Below are 25,305 nucleotides of genomic sequence, written 5' to 3'. Positions count from 1 at the left end.
TTTGACTAAACCTTAGTCCTTAATTGCAAGCTCAACCAGCAAAAAATTGGTCGATCGCTTGCATATTTGGAAGCTCTGTAACTTCACTTACAAGTTCTTTATAAGTAACTTTTCCGTCTTTAACGATGAAAACAGCACGAGCATAAAGTCCCTTAAGAGGTCCATCTTTCATCAAAACGCCATATTTTTCTCCAAATTCTCTAGAAACAAAATCGCTGGCAACTTTAAGATTTTCAATACCCTCAGTAGAGCAAAATCTACCCATAGCAAAAGGAAGATCAAGACTTACTACAACAACTTCAACATTTGGATATGAAGCAACTTTTTTGTTAAAATCCCTTGCTTCTGTAGCACAAGCAGGAGTATCAAGACTTGGCATAGGCAAAAGAATTTGAGTTTTGCCCTTAGCGCCTATAACTATATCACTTAGATCTTGTGCTTTTAGAGTGATTTCTTCAACTGTATCACCTACAGATAGAGTTTTACCACTCAACTGAACCGGATTTCCTTTAAAAGTAACTGAACTCATAGTTTTATCCTTTTTGATTAATAATTTTGCTTTCAAGCATTTAAAATTATAACCTAATAAATCTTAAATCTTATTTACAATAAAAGATAAATAATATCTATTTTATTTAGCTACCTTTGAACCACTCTCCTTGCAAAGCCCTGCTTCTATCAAAAAGCATGAGGGTTGATAATGGGTCTTTTTAAGCTTATCATATCTTGCATAACTGAGATAAAGTATATCCCTTGCCCTAGTTACAGCGACATAAAAAAGCCTGCGTTCTTCTTCTAAGCTTCCTCCCATAGCCATAAGCTTGGCATTTGGAAAGCGGTTTTGAGCAAGATCGACCACAAAAACAAGCTCAAACTCAAGCCCCTTGCTTGCATGAATGCTGAGTAAATTTACACCCTTTGCATTGCTCATTTCACTTGAACCAAGAGTAAGGAAATTAAAATACTTATAAGTATCCACATAAGTTTTGCTAAGCTCTTTTAGAACTTCCATTTTAAGGGCTATTTTTTCTAAAATTTCATTTTTTCTAAGCAAATCAACCTGCCCTGCTTTGTTTGTGGCTCTTTTGTTCGCTAAAAAATCACAAATTTGCTTAAAAAATTCATTTTCCAAAACCAAAGAAACAAGTTGGGCTGAGCTTTTGCAATCCTTGCTTTTTTTCAAGAAAAAATAAATTTGCTCTAAATTTTTCGCACAATTTTCATTGATCTTTGGCAAGGACAAGATAGGGTGATCGTTAAATTCGCTTTGTAAGGAAAATCTTTTTGTATCAGCTAAAAGCTCTATATCATCGAACAAACCAAGCTCAAAGCTTTTTTTGCTTGTTTTTTGTAAATTTACGCTTTTATCTGGGCTTAAAAAGCCTTGCAAGAGATTTGCTCCAAGCTTTAAAAAACCATCAAAAATTTCTTTTGCAAGAACGCTTCCAACGCCTTTTGAATACTCTAGCAAATGTATAAAAGCCATGATATCTTTTGGATTTAAAGCAAGACTTAAAAAGGCACAAAAAACACGCACTTCAAGGCTTTCAAAAAAGCTACCACTACCCTTTCTAGCACTTGCAATGCCTTGTTCTCTTAAAGCAATCTCCATACCATCAGCACTTGAGTTGTTTCTAAAAATAACAGCAATTTGTTCATGAGCAATCCCGCTTACAAGTATCATATTAGCAATATGCTGATACTGCTCAAAAAGCTCGTCAAAGACTAAAAGCGTAGGAGCTTTAAACTCTCCTTGTCTTGTTACTACAAGTTCTTTTGGATATAATCTTTCGTTATTTAAAATCACCTTATTTGCTAAAGCCAAAATGCTTTTTGAAGAGCGATAATTTTTATTTAAAGCAAAGATATTTGCATCTTTAAACCTATCCTTAAAACCGCCTATAATGCCTATATCAGCTCCATTAAAAGCATAAATACTTTGATCATAATCCCCCACGCAAAATAAACTCTTACTTTTAAAAGCATCGATTAAACTGCCTTGCAAGGGATTTGTATCTTGATACTCATCAACTAAAATTTCATCAAATTCTTTCCTATGCGTCTTTAAAAGCTTTTTTAATTCCAAAAGCAAGTCATTAAAATCCACATAAGAAAAACGCCTTTTTTCTTCTTCATATTCTTTTAAAATATCATCATAAATTTCAGCATAAACGCTTTGTTCTTGGTTAAATTTAGAAAACCAAGAGATAAATTCTTCATCTTGAACCTTGTTTTGAAACAAAGAATACACATCATAAAGATAGCTTGGCATATAGGGCTTTATGTCACTTAGATGATGAAAAGATCTTCTTTCAAAGATACTTTTAAGTAGCAATCTTAGCTCACTTCTTGGCTTTAAAATGATATGTTTATCAAATTCCCTTAACAAATGATACGCACTTGAATGAAAAGTGCCTGCTAAAATTTTTGAAGTGATACTCTTGTCAAAATAACGCTCAAGCCTTGAAATCATTTCCTTGCTAGCCTTGTTGGTAAAGGTTAAAAGCATTATTTTTTCAGGGCTAATGCCTTGTTTTAAAAGATAGGCTATGCGTGCTACTATGGTTGAAGTTTTTCCTGTGCCTGCACTTGCTATGATGAGATTATGCCCAAATTTAGCTGTTGCAGCACTGAGTTGTTCTTCATTGAGTTTTGAAAGTGGCATATGTTTCCTTGAAATTTAAAAGTGAAATTATAAGGAAAAATTACTTAAATTTTAAATGTTTTTAGTATAATATCTTAAATTCTTTCGAAGAAAATGGGGTGAAATCATGAAATCAGGTAAACTTGCGATAGTATTAGGACTTGTTCTTGTTATCTTAGCTGGTTTTTTATATTATCTTTTCACTCAAAGTTCGCCAAAGGATATACATCTTGTTGAAAATACGCCCCAAGAAGCAAATCAAACTGCGATCCAAAAAACTTCGGTAACCGAAAATAAAAAGCCCGCTCAAGTGGCAAAACAAAATGTGCAAAAAAAGCAAGAAACACCAAAAGCAAGCAAAGAAGTAAGTCTTGATACAAGTAATGTAAAGCAAGAGCTTAATAAGGCTATGCAAAATGCTACGATCTTACAAAATTTCAGCACAAAAAGATTTAAGGTCTATGTGCAAAATGGTGCAAATTTAAGCAAGACTCAAACTCAAAGCCTTAAAAATATACTCTTTACCCTACGCGAAAGGGCTGGGTATTTGAATTATTCTTTATTTGTTGATTTTAGCACAAATAAGCTTGTTTTGTATAATGAAAGCTTGCTTGAGAAAAAAGCTACCCTTAAAAATGGCGTTAAACTTCGGCCTTTATGGTTTAAATTTAACACTTATAATATGGAAAATATCAAAAATAGCTTTTTACTTCGTATAAATCTTAAAAGGGATATTAGTGGCTATGTGGTTCAAAGGGCTATTTTTGACGGACATACTGATGATTTTGGCAATGATGAATACAATTTCTTACTTGGACTTGAACGCTCTGCCACAGTTGCTAGCGAACTCATGAGACAATGTCAGGTCATGTATCTTAACTCTTATGGAAAAACAAAACCCTTAAACAAAAGCCAAAATTTTAAAAACAGAAGAGTTGAGGCAAGTTTTTTATAAGCTAAAGATTTAGTAAAATAACAGCTGTAATAACTACAATAATGCCTAAAATGCCTATAAAATTGAGTTTTTCTTTATAAAAAATCCACCCACCAAGACAAGTTCCTATGATCCCAACAGCACCCCAAGTCGAATACGCTATACTCAAAGGCACATATTCTAAAGAAAAATACAATAAAACAAAGGCTAAAATAGCTAAAACAATAGCAACAAATCCCCAAAATTTACTCTCAAATCCATTTGATTTTTTCAAAAATAAATTTGCTAATATATCCAAAAAGGCTGAAGCTACAATAAAACCAAGATAGATCATTCTTTTTTCTCTCCAAAATTAATCATCACTATACCCACAAGAGCAAGAAAAATCCCTAAAATTTGTGTATTGCTCAATCTTTCATGAAAGATGACAAAACTCACAGCAAGGATAAGAATGACCCCTAAAAGCTCCCAAACTGCATAAGCAATGCCCACTTGAATTTTCTTTATAGCAAGTCCCATGAAAAAATACGACACAGCGATAAAAAATGCCATAATACCAAGTGCTAGAAACTCTCCCCAAGCCTCGCTCATCTTCAAAAAGCTTGTTCCTATTACCTCGGCAACTATGGCTAAGATAAGAAAAAACCAAGCGATAAAAATAGTTTTTTTTGTTCCTAACATATCCTAGTCCTTAAAAATTAAAGTCCCATTTTAAAAGGATTTAAGATATTATTTGGATCAAAAGCCTTTTTGATAGAACGCATAAGATTAAGCTCAGCTTCACTAAAGGCTAGGTGCATAAAAGGTGCTTTACTCAGTCCTATACCATGCTCCCCACTTAAAGTGCCGTCCAAAGAAATAGCAAGCTTAAAAACCTCTGTGATCGCCTCATGTCCCCTTTTTACCTGCTCTTCATCATTTTTATCCACAACCATGACATTAGTATGCACATTGCCATCGCCTGTATGACCAAAACAAGGTATTTTAAAACCATATTTTTGAGAAATTTCATTGATACCTTGAAGAAGTTTAGGAAGTTTTGAGCGAGGCACTGTGATATCTTCATTAAGCTTTAAAGTGCCATAAACATTGATACTTTGCGAAGCATTGCGTCTTGCAAACCATATATCAGCAGCTTCTTCTTCGTTTTGAGCGATTTTAAACTCACTTGCTCCAGCTTCTAAAAAATTTTCTTTCAAAACAGCCAAATCAGCTTCCAAGCTTTCTTTTACATTGCCATCAACATCAGCGATTAAAATCGCTCCTGCTTCTATAGGCAAACCCTTGTGAAATTTCTCCTCTACAGCTCTTATGCTAAGATTATCCAAAAACTCCATAGAAACAGGAGTAACTCCCTTAGCTAAGGTTTGATATACAGCATTCATCGCAGCCTCAACGCTTGGAAAGATCCCCATAGCTGTTTTTTTGTATTTTGGCAAGGCTATGAGTTTAAGCGTGATTTGAGTTAATACAGCCAAACTTCCCTCAGAAGCTATAAGAGTGCCTACGAGATTGTAACCAGCTACATCTTTAACCGTGCGTTTGCCAGCTCTTATAATATCTCCATTTGGCAAAACCGCCCTTAAAGCCATAACATAGTCTTTTGTGATACCATATTTTGCTGCTTTCATACCGCCAGCATTTTCGCTTACATTTCCGCCTATACTTGAAAAGTCCATACTTGCAGGATCAGGTGGATAGAAAAGATTTTTTAAAGCAAGTTCTTTTTGTAAATGAGCATTAATCACGCCCGGTTGCACCACAGCAACCAAATTTTCAAGATCGATTTCTAAAATTTTATTCATATGCTTTTCAAAGCTTAAAACCAAACCTCCATTTGCTGCTAAGCTTCCACCGGTAAAGCCTGAGCCTGCTCCGCGAGGAACAATGATGATCTTATGTTCGTTGCAGTATCTTAAAATATCACTCACATCTTGTTCATCACGAGGAAAAAGAACACCATCTGGCAAATAATGTTTTCTTGTTGCATCATAACTATAAGCTCTTTTGTGAGCCTCGTCAAAATAGGCATTTTCTTCGCCTAAAAGCTTTATGAAGTATTGTTGATGATTATTTTGTATCATTTAAACCCACCATATCGCTATAATACTTGTAATAATCCTTTACCTTTCTTTCAAAGAAGTTAAAGAAATTCTTTTTAAAGCCACTTATCCTAGAATAAAACGGCGTTTGAACTTCTATCGCCTCGCCTTGAAATTCCTCTTTTGATAAAAGAGTAAAATCATTGCAATTTAAAAAAATCAACTCTTCTTTCAAAGCAAAAGCAACTATACCTAAAGCATTTTCATTACAAATGCGTATAAAATCTTCTTTTTTGGGACTAAGCTTAAATTCTTTGATCATATAAGCAGCTAAAATATCTGGGTGCAAAAAATAAATTTGAGGATATTGAGCAAGAACTCTTTCATAAACTTCTTCATTTGGTGCTATAAGCAAGGCTCTATCATATAAATAAGGCATCCACACCTCATCGCCAACCTGAACAGAACTTGAAATTTGAGGCAAAGCTTTTTGATCAAGCATTTCAAATTTTCTTAGTTCAAGTTTTGCTAAACCATCTTCTTTGCTGACAAGTTTAACTCTTGCAAGGATAATTCTTGAGCTTTCAAAACCTTGCACGATGACGCCCAAGTATCCCACTTGCAAGCTTTCATTATCTTGGATATAAGCAAAGTTTTTTTCATCGACCTTCACAACAGGACTTTTAATCCCAACAAAGGCAAAAACACTACTTGCAAATAAACAACACAACAAAATCTTACGCAAGCTTTCTCCTTAACCATAACTAAAAACTTAGATTATAATGTATTTTTGTTACAAAATTGTAAGTAAAATAAAGTAAAATTGTGTTTTATTTTAAATTTTTTGGAAAAATGAATCATGATAAAAACAATTTCACTTTTGATTTTACTTAGTTTAAGTTTATTTGGTGCTTCGAAGTTAGAAGAAAGAGAATGGGCAAAAAATGAGTTTTTTTTAAAATTTCTAGAAAATAACAGCTTGCCTTTGTCGCTTTATTATGAACTTGATGCTCAAGATAAAGAGCTTGCAAGCGAGATAAAAGAGGGTGTGAAATTTCAAATTTTATGGGGTGATAATGAAGACATTGAACAAGTTTTGATCCCTATCAACGGCTCTGATTTGCAAATTCATATCTATAAAGATATGAAAGATAAATACACTCTAAGTCTGATCCCTGTTTCTTATCAAACGCAAACTAGAATCCTAAGCTTAAACATAGAAAGTTCTGCATATCAAGATATAGAAAGGGTAAGCAAAAGCACGCCTCTAGCAAGGGCTATGCGAAATGCTTTTGGAGGAAGTGTTGATTTTAAAGCTATGCAAAAAGGGGATAGAGTAACCTTGCTTTATGAAAGAAAGGAAAGAATGGGGGAAAGATTTGGCGATATCATTATCAAAATGGCAAGCGTAGAGATCAACAAAAAACCACGCAAGGTATTTTTATTTAATGATGCGTATTTTAACAAAGACGGAAAAGAAATCGAATCCTTCTTGCTCGTAACCCCTGTGAAATTTACAAGGATAAGTTCGTATTTTACAAGGGCTAGATATCACCCTATTTTAAAGCGTTATAGAGCACATTTGGGCGTTGATTATGCTGCAAAAACGGGCACTCCTGTTGTTAGTGCTGGAAAAGGCACGGTTTCTTTTGTTGGCGTTAAGGGTGGATATGGAAAAGTGGTTGAAATTCAGCATTCTTCAGGATATAAAACCCTTTATGCACACCTTAGTCGCTTTGCAAAGATCAAAAAAGGACAAAGTGTATCTCAAGGACAAACTATAGCCTATGTTGGCTCAACGGGAATGAGTACAGGACCACATTTACACTTTGGTCTTTATCTTAATAACCAAGCTATAAATCCTCTCTCAGTCGTTAGGATAACAAAATCAGAGCTTAAGGGCAAGAAAAAAGAGGAATTTCAAAAACTCATGGCTACTTATGAAGATCAGGTTGCTAAACACCTAGAAAGCAACTTAGGTAATCCTCCTCAAGAAAGCATAGGCTTTGAAAAATACATAGAATTTCAATAAATCTTTTATCTTGGCATAAATTTAAGCTAAACTTGAAATAAATTTTTAATGATATTTTAGCCATTTAAAAACCAAAATAATCATAAAAATTTTAGTATCATACGCATATTTTCATGATATTTTAAAAGGAGTATCTTAGATAAAATAAAACCAAAATACATTAAGCAAGACAAAGGGAAAATTTTATAAAAGTTAAAATACAAATTAAATGAAAGCTCAAAAACTTGGGTCATAAAAACCCAAGCTTTTTAAGGAGTTTTCTCAAGCCTTAGTATCTCTTAGAAACTAAAAGTATAGCGAAGTCCTACTGAGTAAGGAGTTGTTGCTTTTGCACCACCATCAAATTCAGGTCCTACAAAACCAAATCTTGAAGTAAGTTCTACACCGTGAGCTTCAGCATAAATAGCTCTTAAACCAAAATTGACACCAAGATCAAGTCCATTTGCGCTTGCATCTCCACCTTTGAATTTTTGTTTGTTATTTGCATAATCAAGGCTTAAACCAGCAAATACACCATACTCCATATCACCACTTTTTAAGAAGTTGTAAAGAGCATCAGCATTTACACCGATATCAAATCTTGTAACTTGAGCACCACCAGGACCTGTGTTACCATTTGTGTATTTTGTACCTGTGTCGATATTGACATAATATCTTGCACCAAATTCTTCAGTGAAGAATTGTTTATAACCACCAACGATACCATAGCGATAAGCGTTACGATCATCTGAGTTATCATCTATCTTTAAAGTGCCATAAGCAAAATTAACACCAGCAAAAATGCCATCTGTTTCAGCAAAAGCTACGCCACTAAATAAGCTAGAAGCTACAACTGCGCTTGTTAAAAGCTTTTTCATGTTTTTCCTTTTTTTTGAAATAAATCTATGGCATTTTTAAGCTAGAAACTAGATAAAAACAACCACGAGACATAATTATAGCCTCATATTTTAAAACCAAGCTTAATTTTACACATTTTAAAAGATATTTTTTCAAAAAAGTGAAAAAATGAAAACATTTTATCTTGCATAATGAAATTTATCCCATACCTTTAAGAAAGCTCAAAGCTCTTTCATAATCTTCCCTACTATCTATACCTATGCTTTGAGAAGAAATTTCAAGCATTTTTATCTTTTTGCCATTTTCAAGAGCCCTTAACTGCTCAAGCTTTTCGGCATTTTCTAAATTTGAGCTTTGAAAGGAACAAAACTCTTTAAGATTTGCTACGCTGTATGCGTAAATTCCTAAATGTGCCTTAAAATCCTCCTTAAAAGCTTCGCGTTCAAAAGGAATTTTACTCCTTGAAAAATACAAGGCAAAGCCGTATTTATCAGTAACTACCTTTACTAAGTTACTATCTTGTGCTTCTTTAGAATTTGTTTTTTTAAAACAACTTGCCATAAAGGCTTCCTCTTTTAGGCATTTACTTGCAAATTCCTTAAATTTAGCGATATTTTCACGCTCTATAAAAGGTTCATCAGCTTGAACATTGATGATCACTTCATCATCTTTTAAGCCAAGCTTTATGCAAGCTTCATTGATCCTATCTGTGCCGCTTTTGTGATCCTTACTTGTCAAAATAGCCTTGAAGCCATATTTTAAGGCTATTTTTAAAACCTCTTCATCATCTACAGCTATGCAAATTTCATCTATGCCCTCAACCTGTTTTGCTGTGGCTATAAACATAGGCATGTTTTTTATCTCACAAAGAATTTTATTTGGAAATCTAGTTGATTTTAATCTTGCTGGTATGATGATCATTGTTTTATCCATTCTAAAATTTCATTTTTTAAGCTTTTTGCTTCATAAATCTTATCCTGTTTTATATCTGCGTCAAAAAGATCTAAGATACTCATCTTAACACCTGCTGAAAATCTCTCGGCTATATCGATGATAGCAGCCTTTTCATCAAGGCATTTTTCATGATACAAAGCCTCATACATGCTTGGGGTAAATTTCGTCCATTCAGCCGTTGCTGTGATAATGGCTGTTTTTTGCCTATCCAAAAGCTTCAAACAAGTTGCTGTGTGCGGATCAATAAGCATTGTTTTTGAAAATTCATCGATGAAATTTAAGCACTGCTCATCTGTGCAAAAATCAGCCTCAAAATCTTCTTGCAAAAGCTCAAGTTCATTAGGGCTAAGTTTAAAAAACTTCTGCGTTTTTAGCTGCTCATAAAGTTCTTTGGTGCGAGTATCCTTAAATTTATCAAAAAGCAATCTTTCTATATTTGAAGAAATGAGTATATCCATAGCAGGAGATAGGGTTTTTTTAAGCACTCTTCCCCTAAGATCGTATTCTCCTTTTGTGAAAAAATCAGTAAGGATATTGTTTTCATTTGAAGCGATCTTGATCTTATCTATCTTTGCACCCATTTTTTTAGCATAATACGCCCCTAAAGCATCGCCAAAATTTCCACTTGGAACGATAATATCAACATTTTCGCCTATCTTCACGCAAGCATAATAATGATAAATGATTTGAAACAAAATGCGTCCAAAATTTACAGAATTTGCAGCCGAAAGCTCTATATCAAGCCTCTTTAAAGCCTCTTTAAAGCCTTTATCTAAAAGCAGAGTTTTAAGCGTATTTTGTGCATCGTCAAAATTTCCATTGATAGCAAAAACTTTGAGATTATTATGATTTAAACTTTGCATTTGTAGAGCTTGAACCCTACTCGTGCCAGAGCTTGGATATATACAAACCACCCTTATATGCTCTAAATTTTCAAAGCTTTTCAAGGTCGCAGGTCCTGTATCCCCGCTCGTAGCACACATAATCAAAAAATTTTTCCCTTGCGCAAATTCTTGCAAAAGCACTCCAAAAGGCTGTAAAGCCATATCCTTAAAAGCTCTTGTAGGTCCATGATAAAGCTCGTTGATAAAAAGCTTTTGGCTTATTTTGGTAAGCTCTATAGGACAAGCTTCATTATCAAAGCATTGATAAGTTTTTAAAGCTCTTTTTATAGCCTCATCTTCGCCAAATTCAAAGCTTTGTATGAGCTTTAAAGCAAAATTTTCATAACTTAGATCTTTTAACTCATAGCCATTAAATTTTGGCAAAACAAGAGGAGCAAAAAGCCCTCCGTCTTTAGTGCTTGGGCTAAGCAAGGCTTCTTTGAAGCTTGCTTCTTCGCCTTTTGCTCTTGTGCTAACTAATTTCATTGTAAAAACCCCTTATGTAGTCTTTTATTTTCATCTCAAAATTTTCATCTAAAAATATTTGAAGCTCTATGATATCGCATTTAAAACCAAAGTCCTTTACCTTTACAAAGTCTTTGAAAGTAAGCATTAAGGTATCACAATTATGTTTTTTAAGGAGCTTTTCAAGCTCTTCTTTTTTAAACTCATAGTGATCTTTAAAAAAATAACAAGCCCTAGCCTTGATAAAATGTTCATAAAGCCTAAAAGGCTTTGCTATGGCTGTAACCAAAATGGCTTTTGGATTTTCTTTTACAAAAGAAGTTCTAAAAAAATCCTTGCCCTCAAGTGCCACAAAATCAGCCTTTTTTGCATAACTTAAAGGCAAGCGATACGCTCCGCTTGGCAGAACAAAATTAAAATAAGGCTTGATCTTACTTTCAAGCAAAATATCAAATTTTTTGATATGAAATTTAGAAAAGGCATCATCAAGCAAGATGAGCTTTGCACCGCTTTCTTTGGCTTTTTGTATGCCCTTAGCTCTATCTTCGCTCACGATAACCCCACTTATACTTTTTTCAAAAGCATACTCCATAGCCTCATCGCCACTTTGCAAGACATTGCAAAGAATTTGCCCCTCATTTTTAACAACAAGCAAGCCCTTGCTTTTTCTTTTATAGCCTCGAAGCACTATAAAAATGGGTGCATACTCAGCTTCAAAGCTATTTGCTATAGCCTTACAAAGTGGGGTTTTTCCATTTCCTGAAAAGCTTAAATTCCCAACACTGATAATAGGCATGCCAAAATCAAGCTTTTTTCTAAATTTTGTATTTAAAACAGCTATAAACAAATATATCAAGCTTAAGGGCAAAAGCAAAAAAGCAAGAAGTTTTAAAAAGAAATTTGGCTTAAAAAAATACCGATCCAAAAAACTCATCAAAACTCTTTTAAATTTAAAATTTCTGGCATTTTTCTTTTAAACTCGTTAGCTTTCATTCTTTTTTCTATCATAGCAACTAGCTTTTGATCAGCATCTTGCAAAAACCTTGTATCGCCTACTTCAAAGGCTTTTAAAACCTCGTCAATCCTTGCATAAGTAAAGCCAAGCTCTTTTTCATCACTTTGTCCTTCCCAAAGATCAGCACTTGGAGCTTTTTGTATAAATTCCTTAGGCAAATTTAAAAAGCTAGCAAATTCAAAAATTTCACTCTTATATAAAGAGCCTATGGGGTTAAAAGCACAGGCTAAATCCCCATAAATCGTCCCATAACCTAAAAGCAATTCACTTTTATTTGAAGTGCCGACAACCAAAAATTTAAGCAAGGCTGAATAATCATAAAGCAAGCTCATACGCACTCTAGCTGCTAAATTTCCTATACGAAGCTTATCAGGCGTTTGACTTTGTTTGATAAAAGTATCTAAAATTTCTTGTATATTGATGATCTTATGCTTTAAATTTAAGCTTTCACAAAGTTTGATCGCATCTTTTAGATTGTTTGAATCAGAAAGATCAGTAGGCATTAAAAGAGCAAAGCAATCTTGCTTTAAAGCCCTTACACAAAGACTTGCCACCAAAGCAGAGTCAATGCCCCCACTTAGCCCAAAAATAACGCCCTTCGCATGAGCATTTTGAACCTTTTGTATGATAAAATTTAAGATTTTTTTTTCTAAAATTTCATAATTCATTCTTGTTCCTACGAATTTAGTATATAATTATAATTAATTTTTCATTCAAGGAAAATAAAAAATGCAAATTCTTAGCCAAGCTTGTGGGGACTACGCAACAAATTGCTATATCATAAAAAGCGATAAGGGCGATTTTATCATTGATCCGGGTTTTAATGCCTTTGATTTTGTGCAAAAAAATGTACAAGATCCTAAAGCTATCTTAAATACACATGGTCATTTTGATCATGTTTGGGACAATGCAAAGCTTAAAGACTTCTATCAAATTCCCATTTATATAAGAAAAGAAGATGAATTTATGCTAGAAGATCCCTTTCACATGGGACATACACCTAGTAAGGCTGATATTTTGATAGAAGATGAAAATGAACTTGAAATTTCTGGAATGAAATTTAAATTTCATTTCTTTCCCGGACACACTCCAGGTTGTTGTATGATAGAACTTGTTGGAGAAAATTTAATGTTTAGTGGGGATTTTTTATTTAAACAAAGCATAGGCAGGTGGGACTTTCCTTACTCTGATGGTAAGGCGATGAAACAAAGCTTACAAAAGGTCTTAACTTACACAAAAGACTATGAACTTTTATGTGGACATGGGGATAAAACGAGCCTAAAACAAGAGCAAGCAAATATCCCTGCTTGGATCAACTATATAGGATAAAAATGCTTTTTGATGAGCTTTTTAGAGTTTTGATCATCTATCTTGCCCTGATCATCTTTTTTGCCTTACTTGGACTTAAATTTTCCAAAAAAGCAAAACTTGATGAGGAGCAAAAAAGAGTTCCTAAAAAAATTTATAAAATCTGCCCTTGCAAAAGAGCAGTTGAAAGTGGCTTGATGAGCAAGCTTTGCATTTATAGCGGAGCTATTTGCTTTATGCTAAGCCTTACAAACTTAACCCTCATTGCAAATTTAAATCTAAACAATTTTATCGTTTTGTTTCTGGCTATGCTTTGCACCATGCTTGGCTGGTTCATCAAAAATGACTAGCTTTTAAAGCTTACTTAAAAGTCGTGCCACCATCAACGATAAAGGTGTGTCCTGCAACCCAGCTTGCTTTATCAGAGCATAAGAACAAACAAGCACCAGCCAAATCCTCAGGCTGTCCCATGCGGTTAAGTGGGCTTAAATTTATGGTTGCTTGCTTTACTTCTTCGTAGTTTGTAAAGGCTCTTAGTGCGTCAGTTTCAATAGGTCCTCCACTAACGACATTTACTCTTATATTTTTATCGCCAAGCTCAGTAGCTGCATATCTTGCCATAGCTTCAACGGCTGCTTTTGCTGTGCCATGTCCTGCGTAGTTTTCGATATGAACTAAATTTCCTGTTGATGAGATAGAAATAATGCTTCCACCACCTACTTTTTCCATTCTTTTAGCTGCTTCTTGAGCGCCGACCACAAAGGCATTTACGGTAGCGGTAAAGATATTGTTTATCCCACGAGGCTTAAGCTTCATAAATTTAGTGTATCCGCCAACCACTGCACGCCCTGAAATGATAGCATTTGAAATGAAAAAATCAACCCTATCAAAATCAGCATCGATCTTTTCAAAAAGCTCCTTGTAAGTTTCTGGCTCAAGTATGTTAAACTCATAAGCACGAGCTTTGATTTTATAATTAGCCTCTAAATCCTTTATCATCTCATCAGCAATTTGTGCATTTGAATTATAAGTAAAAGCAATATTCACACCCACCTTAGCAAACTCATACACGATAGCCCTACCAATACCACGCGTTCCACCACTGATAACTAGGGTTTTTCCTTTAAAATAATCGTTCATAATCTTCCTTTATATTTTTGTTATTGTAATTTATTTTTAGTAAATTTCTACTTATTTTAACTCAATAAAGCGTATATAAATTTGGCAAAAACTCATAAGCATGCAAAAGTTCTATCAACAAAAGCACTAAAACAGCTATAAACCAATTCACAGCCCTTTTTAACTCCTTATGCAAAAAAGCTGGCTTAACGATGATAGTTTCAGGATAGAAAAAGCCCTTAAATTTTGGAAAAAATCTTGAAGTATTTTTCAAAAACTGCTCATAACTTGCTCCAAATTTAGAAGCCAAAAATTTTTCTTCTGCAAGTATAGTGTAATGATATATCCACAAATAAAGCACTATGCCTATAAGAATAAGCACGATTTGTGCTTTCAAAGCTAAAAGTCCTATAAGAGCGATAAAAGAAAAAAGATATAAAGGATTGCGACACAAGCTATAAGCACCATAATCAATAAACTTCGTCCCATTAACGCCCTCATTTTTCATGCCTCCTATAAAAACGGTGGCATAAATTCGCCCTATCACGCCAACAATAACACACAAAACACCAAAGGTGCGGATTAAATTTGCGCCCAAATTTACATAAGGAGTGTAAGAAATAAGCACCCAAACCGCAAATAAAGCCCCAAGTACATACTGCCAAAAAAAACGATTTAATTTCAAAATACTAAAATCCCACGACTGAATATTGTGCTAAAATATTTTCAAGTTTTTTCATCGTTTCTTTGCTTGGAACAACCAAAGGTAAGCGGTATTCTAAACTTTCTAGTAAGTTGCAAAGATACATCGCCGCTTTTATAGGGATAGGATTGCTTTCGCAAAAAAGAATCTTATTGATATTATAAAGTTCATCATTGATCGCCTTAGCTTCTTTGTATTTTTCATCTAAGGCTAGATGAGTAAGCTTTGCTGTCATATCTGGAAGTAAATTTGAAGTAACAGAAATCACGCCCTTTCCGCCATTTGAAAGTATAGGATAATTAATCGCATCATCACCACTAATCAAAATCATTCTTGGCTCATGAGCTAGCAAATCCACACATCTATCGATATTTCCGCTTGCTTCTTTGACCCCATAAATATTTTCACAATCCCTAAAAAGCCTTATAGCCGTATCAGTAGCTATCTCACAGCCTGTGCGTCCTGGGACATTATAAAGCAAAAGTGGAATTTCAACGCTATTTGCAATGGCTTTATAGTGCTGATAAAGCCCCTCTTGGGTAGGCTTGTTATAATAAGGCGTAACACTTAAAATCCCATCGGCATTATTTTTCTCGGCAAATTTAGCCAAATCCACAGCCTCATGCGTTGCATTACTTCCAGCGCCTGCTAAAACCTTTGTGCTTGTGCCTTTGCACGCATCAAGGGCGATTTCTATGCAAAGTCTGTGTTCTTCGTGCGTAAGCGTAGCACTTTCTCCTGTGGTCCCAACAGGCACGACAGCGTCAATGCCATTTTTAATCTGCCTTTTAATGAGCTTATGATAGGTTTGTTCATCAAGCTTGCCGTCTTTAAAAGGCGTGATTAAAGCTGTCATTGCACCGATGATGATTTTTGAATCCATGATTTACTCCTTTCTCAAGATAATCGTGGTTGAATTTTTAGCTACAAAATACTTTTTTGCACATTCTTGCAGGTCTTTAAGCTCTAGTTTTTCGATATTTTCTTGATAATTTAAAAGCGGTTTTAAATCCCCCTTAGCAAGATAAGAGCCATAGATATTTGCCACGCTACTTGCGGTGTTTAAGGAAAAGATAAAATCGCTTTTTACATTGTTTTTGATCTTTTCTAGGCTTTGTTTTGAGATTTTACCTTTTTTTAGATTTTCAAGTATCTTTAAAAGCTCTTTTTCCACAAGCTCAGCCCTTATGCCAACATTACAAACACAAACAAAAATAAATAAATTCTCATCAATACTATCATTTACAAAGGCGTAAAAATCATTGATAAGCCCAAGTTTATCAACCAAAATTTCACTCATCAAAGAACTTTTGCCAGATCCTAAAAGCTCGCTTAAAGCATTCAGTGCTGGTATATCTTTGTGTTTGAAATTTGGAATTTTAAAGCCAAGGGCTAAAATTTGCGTATCACTTTGCTTAAAAAGCTCTAATCTTTTAGCCCCGTCTTGCTTTGGTTCTTTGGTGTGAAGTTTTGGAATGCTTTTTGTATTTTTAATGCCCTCAAAATGCTTGCTAGCTAGCTTAAAAACCTCGTCTTTATCGATATCGCCACTTACCATTAAAAAAGCATTTTTAGGCTGATAAAATCTTGAATGAAAATCCCTAATGTCCTCTATGCTCCAATTTTCAATGTCCTTATAAAAACCAATAGGCGTCCAATGATAAGAATGATACATAAAGGCATGATTAAAAAGTCTAAAATATAAATATCCTAGGGGATTATTATCAGTTCGCCAACGCCTTTCTTCAAGCACTACTTGGCGTTCAGGCTGAAACTCCTCATCTTTTAAGTTTAAATTAGACATAAGCTCAGCAAAAAGCCACAAGGCTTTATCTAGGCTTGATTTAGAGCATTTGATAAAATAATGAGTGTAGTCAAAACCAGTGCTGGCATTATCCACCCCGCCAAAGCCCTTTACGATCTCATCAAATTCGCCTGCTTTTAAATTCTTTGTACTTTTGAAATTTAAATGCTCTAGCATGTGAGCTATACCGCTTTTTCCCATTACTTCATTTCTTGAACCAACCTTGTAAAAAATATCAACGCTTATTACCTCGCTACCCTTATTTACAGGAAAGGCATAGACCTCAAATTTATTTTTTAAAACCTTTTTTTCATAAGCTATCATTTTATATTTACTCCTATTAATTCGCTAATATCTTTTATCTTATCTTTTTGCATAAACTCTAAAAGTCCCTCGTTGATATCTTTTGCAAGTGATGGACCTTTAAAAATAAAACCTGTATAAATTTGAACTAAGCTTGCCCCATCTTTAATGCGTTCATAAGCTTCCTTAGCACTATCAATGCCCCCACTTGAAATGAGCAAGGTTTTACCAAAAAGTTCTTTTGCTAAAGCCTTAAAAAAAGTCCTGCTTTTTTCTTGTATAAGCTTGCCACTTATGCCTCCAAAGGTGCGGTTATTATCAAGTAAAGAATAATCCGTGCTTGTATTTGCTATGATAAAGCCTGAAGCCTTATGTAAAATAGCATTTTCACAAAGTTTAAGTGCGTCTTTTACGCTCATATCAGGAGCGATTTTTATCAAGATAGGCTTAGAAGTAAGCCTTTTTGCTTCGCTTAAAAGCTCTTTTAAAAACTCATCATTTTGCAAGGCTCTTAAATTCTTAGTATTTGGCGAAGAAATGTTGATGATAAAATAATCACACAGCTTATCAAATTCTTTCAGCAAGATAAAATAATCCTTCAAAGCCTCTTCATTTGGCGTAGTTTTGTTTTTGCCTATATTTGCACCAAGTGGAAGCACAAAAGGATAAAGCCTGCTTAAATTTTGAGCTATCCTAGCAGAGCCGGCGTTGTTAAAACCCATAGCATTTTGCAAGCTTTCTTGCTTAACTAGGCGAAACAAGCGAGGCTTATCATTACCAGCTTGAGCTTTTGGAGTGAAAGTTCCAAATTCCAAAAAACCAAAACCAAGCGTAGCCAAAGGACGAATCATGGTAGCATTTTTATCAAAACCGCCTGCAATGCCTACTGGATTGCTAAATTTAAGCCCCAAAAGCTCTTGTTCCAATCTCTCATCATTGATAATGCAATCTTGAGCAAACAAAGACAAGGCGGACGGAAAAGTAAAATCTAGGGTTTTTAAAAAATACTCAGCTAAACTATGAGCAAATTCAGGATCAAGCTTGAAAAGCAGTGGCTTGATGAGTTGATAATTCATTTTAATCCTTAATTTTTATACAATTTTAGCTAAAAAAAGTAAAATTAGCTTTATTCTTCATTTTTTTCCATACTTTTTTGCTTAAATTTCTTATAAAGCTCACAAGTTTGAAGTAGGTGCTTATCGCTACCCATACCTATAATCTCTCCCTTATCAATCATAACAATACAATCAGCATTTTCAATCGTACTTAAACGGTGAGCAATCACCAAAACGAGCTTATCTTTTTTTAAATTTTCCATGATTTTAACTATGGCTTTTTCACTTTCATTATCAAGGGCTGAAGTCGCCTCATCAAAGATAAGCAAATCAGGATTTTTATAAAGTGCTCTTGCTATAGCTATGCGTTGCTTTTGACCACCGCTTAAGTTTTTGCCATGTTCTAAGATCATAGCATTCATTCCACCCATTTGCTCAACAAACTCATAAGCATTTGCATCTTTTAAGGCTTTTATTACCCTTTCTTCACTAAATTCTTCACTATAAGCTATATTATTTGCTATGGTATCATTAAAAAGATAAATATTTTGAGTTACAAGAGCAATTTTTTGACGCAAAGAATTTGTATTATAAGTGCTTATATCATCATCATTGAATAAAATTTGCCCAGATTTCTTGTCAAAAAAATACATCAGCAAGGCTATAATAGAGCTTTTTCCGCCTCCACTTGGTCCTGCAAGAGCTAAAATCTCTCCTCTTTTAAATTCAAAATTAACATTTTTTAAAGTCTGCCTTTGCTCATCATAAGCAAAGCAAACATCTTTGAAAGCTATTTTTTCTATGTTTTCAAGTTTTTTATCCCCACCTTTAAGCTCTGATCTTAGATCTAAAAGATAAAAAGTTCTCTCACTTGCTGCGATTGCACCTTGCAATCTCCCATACAAAGATGAAAGCTTTTTAATAGGTCTATAAATCAAAAACAAGGCTGTTAAAAAGCTAAAAAATGCACCTGTACTCATACTTCCGTCAATAACTTCTTTTCCACCTACAATGATGACAATCACAACACCAAAAGAGCCCATTATTTCCATTAAAGGACTGATAAGTGCATCTATTCTTGCATTCTTTAAAGAAAAATTACAAAATTCTTGATTTTCTTTTTTAAATTTGTTCATTTCCATTTCTTGAGAATTATTTGATTTGATCAACTCTATATTTGAAAAAATTTCATTGAGCCTTGAGGTAAGGTCTGAATTTTTTTCCTGAGTTTTTACGCCTAGTTTTTTAAGCTTTTTAGCAAACAAAACCAAAGGATAGGCAGCTGCTGGTATCACAATAAGGGCAAAAAAAGCAAGCTTTGGACTTTGATAAATCACGACGCCTAAAAGCCCCACAGCATAAATAAGCTCTCTAAAAAACTCAGGGATAATGCTTGAAACTATACTTTGTAAAGCCCCAATATCATTTGTGCAACGACTTATAAGCTCTCCGCTTCTGTATCTTTGAAAAAATTTCATATCAAGATAGATGATATTTCTTAAAACCTCTTCTCTTAATTTTCTTAAAATATCCGTTCCAATGAAAGAAATATAATAACTTTGCAAATAAATCCCACTACTTTTTACAACATACACGATCACCACCAAAAAAGGCGTATAATAAAGCAAGGTTATGTCTTTTGCAACAAAAATTTTATCTAAGATAGGCTCTATCATCCATGCAGAAAGTGCCGTTCCAGCTGCTGCTAGAAGCATTCCTACGATGGAGATAGCAAAATAAAATTTATATTCTTTATAAAAGGGTGCAAAACGAATCAAAACTTCTTTTAAACTCATTGTTTTTGTTTTACTCATTATTTTTCTCCCACAAAACGCCTTCGGCTGTGTCCATTAAGATGATATTTTTCTTTGCTAAATTTGCTCTTATTTCATCAGCTAAAGCATAATTTTTCGCCTTTTTTGCCTCGTCTCTAAGCTTGATTTGCTCTTCAATTTCTTTTTTAAAAGCCTCATCAATGCCAAAATTAAAATACTCATGAGGATCTAAAAAACCAAAACCAAGTATCAAAGCAAGCTCTTTTAGGCTTTCTTCAAGCTCTTTGATCTGTGCTTTGTTTTCATCAAGAGCTAAATTTGCATGAGCCACGAACTCATCAACCAAGCTTAAAGCCACTGAGATATTTAAATCATCGCTCAAAGCCTCAAGCAAGCTTTGGGCAAGCTTAGTTTTAAACTCATTTTGCAAGCCCTCATCAAAATCTTTAAAGCTTTGTAAATTTAGCCTTTTTTTAAGCCTATAAAGCTTATCAAGCCTTTTAGAAGCAGCCTTTAAATCCTGCAAGGAAAAATTAAAATGTGCCCTATAATGCGAATTTAAAAGATAAAATCTCAAAGCCTCCCCGCAAAAATCCCTCAAAGCGTCTTTGACAAAAAAGCTATTATTTAGGCTTTTGCTCATCTTTTCGCCCTCGATTCGCACAAAGCCATTATGAAGCCAAATAGAGGCTAAATTTTTATCACAAGCACAACGATGCTGAGAAGCTTCATTTTCATGATGTGGAAAGAGCAGATCAATGCCCCCGCAATGTATATCAAGCCCATCTTTAAAAAGCGTTTCTATCATCGCCACGCACTCAGTATGCCAGCCCGGTCTTCCCTTGCCAAAAGGTGCTTCATAAAAATTTTCATCAAATTTCCAAAGCACAAAATCACTTTCATTTTTTCTACCTTCATTAAATTCTAAACGGCTTAAATTCTCTCCCAAGCTTCTTTTTGAAAGGCTAAAATACCCCTCATCTTTTGAGGTATCAAGATATATTCCATCTTTTAAAACATAGGTAAAACCGCCCTTTTCAAGCTCTAAAATAAGCTCTATCATTTCTTTGATAAAATGCGTTGCCCTTGGCTTAAAATTTGGCTCAAGCACATTTAAAGCCCTCATATCCGCCTCATAAGAATCAATATAAAACTCAGCGATTTGCTCCAAACTTTGCCCTGTTTGGCTCATTTTTTTAAGAAGCTTATCATCAATATCTGTGTAATTTCTTGCAAATTTTACCTCAAAGCCCAAAGCTAAAAGCGTTCTGCGAAGCAAATCAAAGCAAATGCTACTTCTTGCATGCCCTAAATGTGCGTCATCATAGACGGTTGGACCGCAAAGATAAATATTAACATTTTTTTTATCAAGCTTTACTTTTTCTTTCAAAACGCTATCAAATAAATTCATAAAAATCCTTTCAAACACTGATATATCCATATCAAAAAGCTAACAATCTTGCCCTTAAACTCAAACAAAACAAAGCCAAAAAATGCCAAAAATAAACAAGCCAAAAGGCTAAATTTCAAAGAAATCAAAGCAAAAAAGTTTTTAAAACCAAATTCTTTAATATTAGCAAAAAATAAATAAAAGCCACTTAAAGAGCTTGAAAATGCCACAGCAAGCACTTTTAGCTCCTCATCTTTGATGATAAAAACGAAAAATATAGCAAAAACAAGATTGATAAGCAAGGCTTTAAAGGCGATTATGGCGGCGATTTTTTGCTTAAATTTAGCATAAAGCCACAAAGAAAAAAGCTTTTGCAAGCCAAAAGGCAAAAGTCCCACAAGATAAGCGATCAACACAAAGGCTGTTATCTTGGTATCCTGGGCATTGAAATTTCCTCTTTCAAACAAAAGTTCGCAAATTTCTTTTGCAAAAACAGCTCCAACTATGCTTGAAGCGATCAAAAGCATGCTTAAGCTTGCAAATGCTTTTTGTAAAAAATTTAGGGCTAAATTTTCTTGCCCACTTTTCAAATGTCTTAGAATTTTAGGAAAGCTCACCTGAGTTAAAGCTATGGCAAAAAGGGCTAGTGGTAGCTGAAATACGCGGTTTGCATAATAAAGATAAGAAATGCTACCACTGAGCAAAAAACTCGCAATGGCTGTATCAAGCAGGGTTGAAATTTGCGTGGCTGAAGAGCCTAAAACGCCGTGAAAAAAATTCGTATAAAAGCCCTCAAGCCTTGTTTTGGTGCGTTTAAGCTTTATGCTAAGGTACATGGCTTTGATGGTTTGGTTATTTTTAAGGGCTAAAAGATGCCAAATGAGCTGAGCAAGACCGCTTAAAACGGTGGCATAAGAAAAATAATAAAGCGTTTTTAAAGGCTCATCTTGTTTGACAAAAAAGGCTGCAATGATGATAGCTAGGTTAAACAAAGCTGCCGAGAAAGAAGAAATGAAAAATTTTTGTTTATAATTTAAAAGCGAGGCAAGAAAGGTAACCAAAAAGATAAAAAATAAATACCAAAAATTTATAGCCACCAAAGGTGCTGCAAGGGCTATAGTCTCAGCATTAAAGCCAAGTGCAAAAATTTTAGTAAAAAAGCTTGAAAAAAAGCTTACTAAAAGGCAAAGCAAAAGCACTGCAAGGCTAAATTGCCAAAGCACACTCACGCAAAATGCACCCTTTTTTTTAGCCTTGGTGAAATTTGGCAAAAAGCTTTGAGTAAATGCTCCCTCAGCAAATATACGGCGGAAAAAAGCAGGCATTTTTAAAGCAACAAAAAAAATATCACTATAAAGTCCGGCTCCTAAAAAAAAGGCGATCAGCAAATCCCTAACAAGCCCTAAAATTCGGGAAAATAAAATCCCCAAGGCATTGATGAGAAAATTTTTGAAAACGAGGTTTTTAAAATTTAGAGCCATATTTTTTCTTGAATTGTGATTAAAAGTTGAGATTTTATCAAAAAAATACTTAATTTTTTTCATAAAGCATAAAGCTAAATTTGCGAAAAATGAAATTTGTTGCCTTAATTTAAGCTTTTTAATAGCAAGCTTAAGCTACTATAATCAAAATATTTTTTAAAAGAAGTTGAATGAGCGATATTAAGATCACTACTCTTACTGAAAATCCCTATGAAGAGCTAAAAAAAGTAGCTACAAATCATGCTATAGAGGCTAAAAACCTTGATTTCATGATACTTGGATTTTCTACATCTTATACAAATGATGATGTAGAGTGGAAAAAAATCAGCGAAAAAGAACTCAATATCTTTGAAGATAACGCTTTTTTCTTGAACCCTAACTTAAAAATCAAACAAGAATATAAAATTCAAATTTATAAAAAAAATAACAATTACGCCAAAAACAGCAAGCATATCGAACTTGTCGTTAATGAAGACCACACGGAGCTTAAAGCACTTTTGCAGGTAAAAAATTTGGTCATTGATGAGTATTTGGGTATGGATATTTTACAAAATATTTATAAAAAAATGCTCAAAAAATCCTTATTTATCGGTGTTCGCGTGTTTGATTTTAAACAACAAGTGCTAAGTCTCGTGAAGTCCTTAAAAGAACAAGGTGCAAAAGAAGAGCAAGTAAGTATCATCGTAGCTAAAGGTGTTTTGCCAACACCTCCTGAAAATGAAAAACTTTATCTTACTTATAAGCACACAATGGCTGAAAAAACAGGCACTCCAATCAATCAAATTTCTATCGTGGGTGTTGATGAAAACGAGCTTGTTTTAACCTTGATCAAAGAAAAACTTGCTCAAAACGGCAGAGGGCTTAATCTAAATTTTATCACAAACGAAGCCACTTTAGAAAATCACAAGATAGAATACTCCTGCACAGAAAATTTAGAGGCTAAAGAAAGTGAAGAAAAGATAGAGTATTTTGCCAAAAAAAAGGGCTTTGTACTTGAGGAAAATCATAAATTTGATATTGCTAATACGCTTGATTTTAGCTCTGTTAATTTTAAAAGCAATGGCTTTATTTACGCGGGCCTAGATAAAAATGTAACTATTAATATCATTAATACTTCAAGCATGGAAGAAGCTGTAAATTCAGGGGTTTTGATAGAGTGTGAAAATCTCAACATTAACGGAAGCGTAGCACAAAACACAACTTTAAAAGCTACAAATTTAAAACTCATAGGAAGCACGCACACTAAAAGTAAAATTTATGCAAAAAATTCTCACATAAGCACTCACAGAGGATATTTAGAAGGCGAAGAGGCGGATTTTGATATTTTAGAAAATGGACAGGTTCAAGTTAAGATTTTAAGGACAAAAAAAGCCCTTGGTGGAAATATCAAGGCTGAAAAAGCTTATATCAACGATCTTAATAGCAACAATACAACTGAATTTACCCAGCTTGTCGTCATTGATCGTTGTTCTGGCAATAATAATAAATTTCTTGCCCAAAGCATAGTTCAAGATGATGAGTCAGAAAAACAACTAGAAGAAATAGCCCAAAGACAAAAAGCTATACCTGCTTTAATCAATTCTTTAGAACAGGTTATCAACTCAAGTAGCGAGGGTATAGAGATCTTAAACAAAAAAATACAACGCATGCAAGAACAAAATCAAACCATACCTCCAAACTACACTCAAATGATCAAGAAATTTCAAAGCTATCAAGATGAGCTAAAAAGCCTTCAAGATGAAAATCAAAACTTGCAAAACAAAAAGCAAGAAATTCATGATAAACTGCAAGGCATAGGACTTGAGATACTTAATGCAAAGATTATCAACAAAGACGGGGTTTGGAGTGATTTAAATGAGGTTAAATTTAAGCTAGCCTATCCCAAAAGTGAGCTTTCTTACTCCACACAAAAAGATGAACAAATCAAATGTTTTTCTCTTGTAAAAAATGAAGATGATGAGATCAAACTTCAAAAATCAAACGAATTTGATGAAAAGGACATTCAGTGATTTATGCTATTGAGGGGATAGTTACTCAAAAAGAACCTACCTTTGTCATCATTAAAACAAGCTCTGGGCTTAGTTATGGGGTGTTTGTTTCTTTATTTTGTAGCACAAAGATAGAAAAAGGTGCAAAAATAGAACTTTTTACGACTCAAATCATCAAAGAAGACTCACAAAAACTTTACGGCTTTTTGGAAAAAAACGAGCAACAAATGTTTGAGCTACTTCTAAAAGTTAATGGCATAGGGGCAAGTACAGCCATGGCTGTTTGCTCTACTCTTGATGTTAATTCTTTTTATAAAGCTTTAAATTTGGGCGATGAAAGTGCTTTTAAAAAGGTTGCTGGTATTGGCGTGAAAGTTGCTAAAAGGATTCTTGTTGAACTTAGTGATAAGAAGATTAACTTAGAAAATATCGATGAAAACAAGTCTAAAGCCATGCAAGCCCTACTTACACTCGGCTTTAAACAAGATAAGATCTTGCAAGTTTTAAAAGACTGCACTCATGAAAACACAAGCGATCTTATCAAAGAAGCTCTTAAAAAACTCTCTTAAGGA

25 protein-coding genes are annotated in these 25,305 nt (G+C 34.1%); 6 read left to right on the top strand and 19 right to left on the bottom strand.

Going from position 1 to position 25,305, the window contains the following annotated elements; translation table 11 throughout:
• Nucleotides 1–31: 31 nt before the first annotated feature.
• Nucleotides 32–529, bottom strand: coding sequence for a thiol peroxidase (tpx, locus tag DMB92_RS01450; RefSeq protein ID WP_142681259.1), 498 nt, complete (start codon nt 527–529; stop codon nt 32–34).
• Between the two features lie 102 nt (nt 530–631).
• Nucleotides 632–2,665, bottom strand: a complete 2,034-nt coding sequence (locus DMB92_RS01445) for an ATP-dependent helicase (protein ID WP_142681258.1) — start codon at nt 2,663–2,665, stop codon at nt 632–634.
• A gap of 106 nt (nt 2,666–2,771) precedes the next feature.
• Between DMB92_RS01445 and DMB92_RS01440 the strand changes: the two genes are divergently transcribed.
• The gene (locus tag DMB92_RS01440; RefSeq protein WP_142681257.1) at nt 2,772–3,599 is read left to right on the top strand and encodes a hypothetical protein; all 828 of its coding nucleotides are present in this window, start codon (nt 2,772–2,774) and stop codon (nt 3,597–3,599) included.
• 1 nt (nt 3,600) lies between these two features.
• On the opposite strand, the gene DMB92_RS01435 is transcribed toward DMB92_RS01440, so the two are convergent.
• Genes DMB92_RS01435 through DMB92_RS01420 form a run of 4 tightly spaced genes read right to left on the bottom strand, consistent with a single transcriptional unit; the run spans nt 3,601 to nt 6,365 of the window.
• Nucleotides 3,601–3,909, bottom strand: coding sequence for a multidrug efflux SMR transporter (locus DMB92_RS01435; protein WP_142681352.1), 309 nt, complete (start codon nt 3,907–3,909; stop codon nt 3,601–3,603).
• Nucleotides 3,909–4,259 (bottom strand): DMT family transporter, encoded by a 351-nt coding sequence (locus DMB92_RS01430; protein WP_142681256.1) that lies wholly within the window; start codon nt 4,257–4,259, stop codon nt 3,909–3,911. Before DMB92_RS01430 ends, DMB92_RS01435 begins: the two co-directional genes overlap by 1 nt.
• A gap of 17 nt (nt 4,260–4,276) precedes the next feature.
• On the bottom strand, nt 4,277–5,662 hold the full coding sequence (locus tag DMB92_RS01425) for an FAD-linked oxidase C-terminal domain-containing protein (protein ID WP_409513380.1): 1,386 nt from the start codon (nt 5,660–5,662) through the stop codon (nt 4,277–4,279).
• Nucleotides 5,649–6,365 carry a plasminogen-binding N-terminal domain-containing protein gene (locus DMB92_RS01420; protein ID WP_142681255.1) on the bottom strand — a complete coding sequence of 239 codons (717 nt, stop codon included), beginning with the start codon at nt 6,363–6,365 and terminating at the stop codon, nt 5,649–5,651. Before DMB92_RS01420 ends, DMB92_RS01425 begins: the two co-directional genes overlap by 14 nt.
• Nucleotides 6,366–6,482: 117 nt before the next feature.
• Between DMB92_RS01420 and DMB92_RS01415 the strand changes: the two genes are divergently transcribed.
• On the top strand, nt 6,483–7,652 hold the full coding sequence (locus DMB92_RS01415; protein ID WP_409513381.1) for a peptidoglycan DD-metalloendopeptidase family protein: 1,170 nt from the start codon (nt 6,483–6,485) through the stop codon (nt 7,650–7,652).
• Nucleotides 7,653–7,930: 278 nt separating this feature from the next.
• On the opposite strand, the gene DMB92_RS01410 is transcribed toward DMB92_RS01415, so the two are convergent.
• The 5 genes from DMB92_RS01410 to DMB92_RS01390 form a co-directional block, all read right to left on the bottom strand.
• Nucleotides 7,931–8,509 (bottom strand): outer membrane beta-barrel protein, encoded by a 579-nt coding sequence (locus DMB92_RS01410; RefSeq protein ID WP_142681253.1) that lies wholly within the window; start codon nt 8,507–8,509, stop codon nt 7,931–7,933.
• 178 nt (nt 8,510–8,687) lie between these two features.
• The gene (gene kdsB, locus DMB92_RS01405) at nt 8,688–9,410 is read right to left on the bottom strand and encodes a 3-deoxy-manno-octulosonate cytidylyltransferase (protein WP_142681350.1); all 723 of its coding nucleotides are present in this window, start codon (nt 9,408–9,410) and stop codon (nt 8,688–8,690) included.
• Nucleotides 9,407–10,813 carry a threonine synthase gene (gene thrC, locus DMB92_RS01400; protein ID WP_142681252.1) on the bottom strand — a complete coding sequence of 469 codons (1,407 nt, stop codon included), beginning with the start codon at nt 10,811–10,813 and terminating at the stop codon, nt 9,407–9,409. Before thrC ends, kdsB begins: the two co-directional genes overlap by 4 nt.
• Nucleotides 10,800–11,726, bottom strand: a complete 927-nt coding sequence (locus DMB92_RS01395) for a tetraacyldisaccharide 4'-kinase (protein ID WP_142681251.1) — start codon at nt 11,724–11,726, stop codon at nt 10,800–10,802. Before DMB92_RS01395 ends, thrC begins: the two co-directional genes overlap by 14 nt.
• Nucleotides 11,726–12,475, bottom strand: coding sequence for an NAD+ synthase (locus DMB92_RS01390; RefSeq protein WP_142681250.1), 750 nt, complete (start codon nt 12,473–12,475; stop codon nt 11,726–11,728). Before DMB92_RS01390 ends, DMB92_RS01395 begins: the two co-directional genes overlap by 1 nt.
• A gap of 61 nt (nt 12,476–12,536) precedes the next feature.
• On the opposite strand from DMB92_RS01390, the gene DMB92_RS01385 reads away from it, so the two are divergent.
• Nucleotides 12,537–13,136: an MBL fold metallo-hydrolase gene (locus tag DMB92_RS01385; RefSeq protein ID WP_142681249.1), complete on the top strand. Its 600-nt coding sequence runs from the start codon at nt 12,537–12,539 to the stop codon at nt 13,134–13,136.
• A gap of 2 nt (nt 13,137–13,138) precedes the next feature.
• On the top strand, nt 13,139–13,465 hold the full coding sequence (locus tag DMB92_RS01380) for a hypothetical protein (RefSeq protein ID WP_142681248.1): 327 nt from the start codon (nt 13,139–13,141) through the stop codon (nt 13,463–13,465).
• A gap of 10 nt (nt 13,466–13,475) precedes the next feature.
• On the opposite strand, the gene DMB92_RS01375 is transcribed toward DMB92_RS01380, so the two are convergent.
• The 8 genes from DMB92_RS01375 to murJ form a co-directional block, all read right to left on the bottom strand.
• Nucleotides 13,476–14,255, bottom strand: coding sequence for an enoyl-ACP reductase (locus tag DMB92_RS01375; protein WP_142681247.1), 780 nt, complete (start codon nt 14,253–14,255; stop codon nt 13,476–13,478).
• A 61-nt stretch (nt 14,256–14,316) separates the two neighbouring features.
• Complete coding sequence (locus DMB92_RS01370; protein WP_185900142.1) at nt 14,317–14,919, bottom strand: isoprenylcysteine carboxylmethyltransferase family protein; 603 nt, start codon at nt 14,917–14,919, stop codon at nt 14,317–14,319.
• Nucleotides 14,920–14,923: 4 nt separating this feature from the next.
• On the bottom strand, nt 14,924–15,820 hold the full coding sequence (gene dapA, locus DMB92_RS01365; protein WP_142681245.1) for a 4-hydroxy-tetrahydrodipicolinate synthase: 897 nt from the start codon (nt 15,818–15,820) through the stop codon (nt 14,924–14,926).
• A gap of 3 nt (nt 15,821–15,823) precedes the next feature.
• A complete protein-coding gene (locus DMB92_RS01360; RefSeq protein WP_142681244.1) occupies nt 15,824–17,065 on the bottom strand; it encodes a M16 family metallopeptidase in 1,242 nt (413 codons plus the stop codon).
• A complete protein-coding gene (locus DMB92_RS01355; protein WP_142681243.1) occupies nt 17,062–18,120 on the bottom strand; it encodes a quinone-dependent dihydroorotate dehydrogenase in 1,059 nt (352 codons plus the stop codon). Before DMB92_RS01355 ends, DMB92_RS01360 begins: the two co-directional genes overlap by 4 nt.
• A gap of 50 nt (nt 18,121–18,170) precedes the next feature.
• A complete protein-coding gene (locus tag DMB92_RS01350) occupies nt 18,171–19,913 on the bottom strand; it encodes an ABC transporter ATP-binding protein (RefSeq protein WP_260604711.1) in 1,743 nt (580 codons plus the stop codon).
• The gene (gene cysS, locus DMB92_RS01345; protein ID WP_142681242.1) at nt 19,906–21,285 is read right to left on the bottom strand and encodes a cysteine--tRNA ligase; all 1,380 of its coding nucleotides are present in this window, start codon (nt 21,283–21,285) and stop codon (nt 19,906–19,908) included. The genes DMB92_RS01350 and cysS overlap by 8 nt, the downstream gene beginning before the upstream one ends.
• Entirely contained in the window at nt 21,282–22,745 is a 1,464-nt protein-coding gene (gene murJ, locus DMB92_RS01340; protein WP_142681241.1) for a murein biosynthesis integral membrane protein MurJ, read from the bottom strand. The genes cysS and murJ overlap by 4 nt, the downstream gene beginning before the upstream one ends.
• A gap of 170 nt (nt 22,746–22,915) precedes the next feature.
• On the opposite strand from murJ, the gene DMB92_RS01335 reads away from it, so the two are divergent.
• Together DMB92_RS01335 and ruvA are read left to right on the top strand one after the other, a co-directional pair.
• Complete coding sequence (locus DMB92_RS01335) at nt 22,916–24,754, top strand: DUF342 domain-containing protein (protein WP_142681240.1); 1,839 nt, start codon at nt 22,916–22,918, stop codon at nt 24,752–24,754.
• Nucleotides 24,751–25,302: a Holliday junction branch migration protein RuvA gene (ruvA, locus tag DMB92_RS01330; protein WP_142681239.1), complete on the top strand. Its 552-nt coding sequence runs from the start codon at nt 24,751–24,753 to the stop codon at nt 25,300–25,302. Before DMB92_RS01335 ends, ruvA begins: the two co-directional genes overlap by 4 nt.
• Nucleotides 25,303–25,305 lie beyond the last annotated feature (3 nt).

It is taken from the genome of Campylobacter sp. MIT 99-7217 (assembly GCF_006864365.1).
Lineage (GTDB): Bacteria > Campylobacterota > Campylobacteria > Campylobacterales > Campylobacteraceae > Campylobacter_D.
This window is presented reverse-complemented; position numbering and strand designations above follow the sequence as displayed.

Coding starts and splice junctions, on each gene's coding strand:
- tpx (WP_142681259.1), bottom strand. CDS start 529: ATGAGTTCAGTTACTTTTAAAGGAAATCCGGTTCAGTTGAGTGGTAAA.
- DMB92_RS01445 (WP_142681258.1), bottom strand. CDS start 2,665: ATGCCACTTTCAAAACTCAATGAAGAACAACTCAGTGCTGCAACAGCT.
- DMB92_RS01440 (WP_142681257.1), top strand. CDS start 2,772: ATGAAATCAGGTAAACTTGCGATAGTATTAGGACTTGTTCTTGTTATC.
- DMB92_RS01430 (WP_142681256.1), bottom strand. CDS start 4,259: ATGTTAGGAACAAAAAAAACTATTTTTATCGCTTGGTTTTTTCTTATC.
- DMB92_RS01425 (WP_409513380.1), bottom strand. CDS start 5,662: ATGATACAAAATAATCATCAACAATACTTCATAAAGCTTTTAGGCGAA.
- DMB92_RS01410 (WP_142681253.1), bottom strand. CDS start 8,509: ATGAAAAAGCTTTTAACAAGCGCAGTTGTAGCTTCTAGCTTATTTAGT.
- kdsB (WP_142681350.1), bottom strand. CDS start 9,410: ATGATCATCATACCAGCAAGATTAAAATCAACTAGATTTCCAAATAAA.
- thrC (WP_142681252.1), bottom strand. CDS start 10,813: ATGAAATTAGTTAGCACAAGAGCAAAAGGCGAAGAAGCAAGCTTCAAA.
- DMB92_RS01395 (WP_142681251.1), bottom strand. CDS start 11,726: ATGAGTTTTTTGGATCGGTATTTTTTTAAGCCAAATTTCTTTTTAAAA.
- DMB92_RS01390 (WP_142681250.1), bottom strand. CDS start 12,475: ATGAATTATGAAATTTTAGAAAAAAAAATCTTAAATTTTATCATACAA.
- DMB92_RS01385 (WP_142681249.1), top strand. CDS start 12,537: ATGCAAATTCTTAGCCAAGCTTGTGGGGACTACGCAACAAATTGCTAT.
- DMB92_RS01380 (WP_142681248.1), top strand. CDS start 13,139: ATGCTTTTTGATGAGCTTTTTAGAGTTTTGATCATCTATCTTGCCCTG.
- DMB92_RS01375 (WP_142681247.1), bottom strand. CDS start 14,255: ATGAACGATTATTTTAAAGGAAAAACCCTAGTTATCAGTGGTGGAACG.
- dapA (WP_142681245.1), bottom strand. CDS start 15,820: ATGGATTCAAAAATCATCATCGGTGCAATGACAGCTTTAATCACGCCT.
- DMB92_RS01360 (WP_142681244.1), bottom strand. CDS start 17,065: ATGATAGCTTATGAAAAAAAGGTTTTAAAAAATAAATTTGAGGTCTAT.
- DMB92_RS01355 (WP_142681243.1), bottom strand. CDS start 18,120: ATGAATTATCAACTCATCAAGCCACTGCTTTTCAAGCTTGATCCTGAA.
- DMB92_RS01350 (WP_260604711.1), bottom strand. CDS start 19,913: ATGAGTAAAACAAAAACAATGAGTTTAAAAGAAGTTTTGATTCGTTTT.
- cysS (WP_142681242.1), bottom strand. CDS start 21,285: ATGAATTTATTTGATAGCGTTTTGAAAGAAAAAGTAAAGCTTGATAAA.
- murJ (WP_142681241.1), bottom strand. CDS start 22,745: ATGGCTCTAAATTTTAAAAACCTCGTTTTCAAAAATTTTCTCATCAAT.
- DMB92_RS01335 (WP_142681240.1), top strand. CDS start 22,916: ATGAGCGATATTAAGATCACTACTCTTACTGAAAATCCCTATGAAGAG.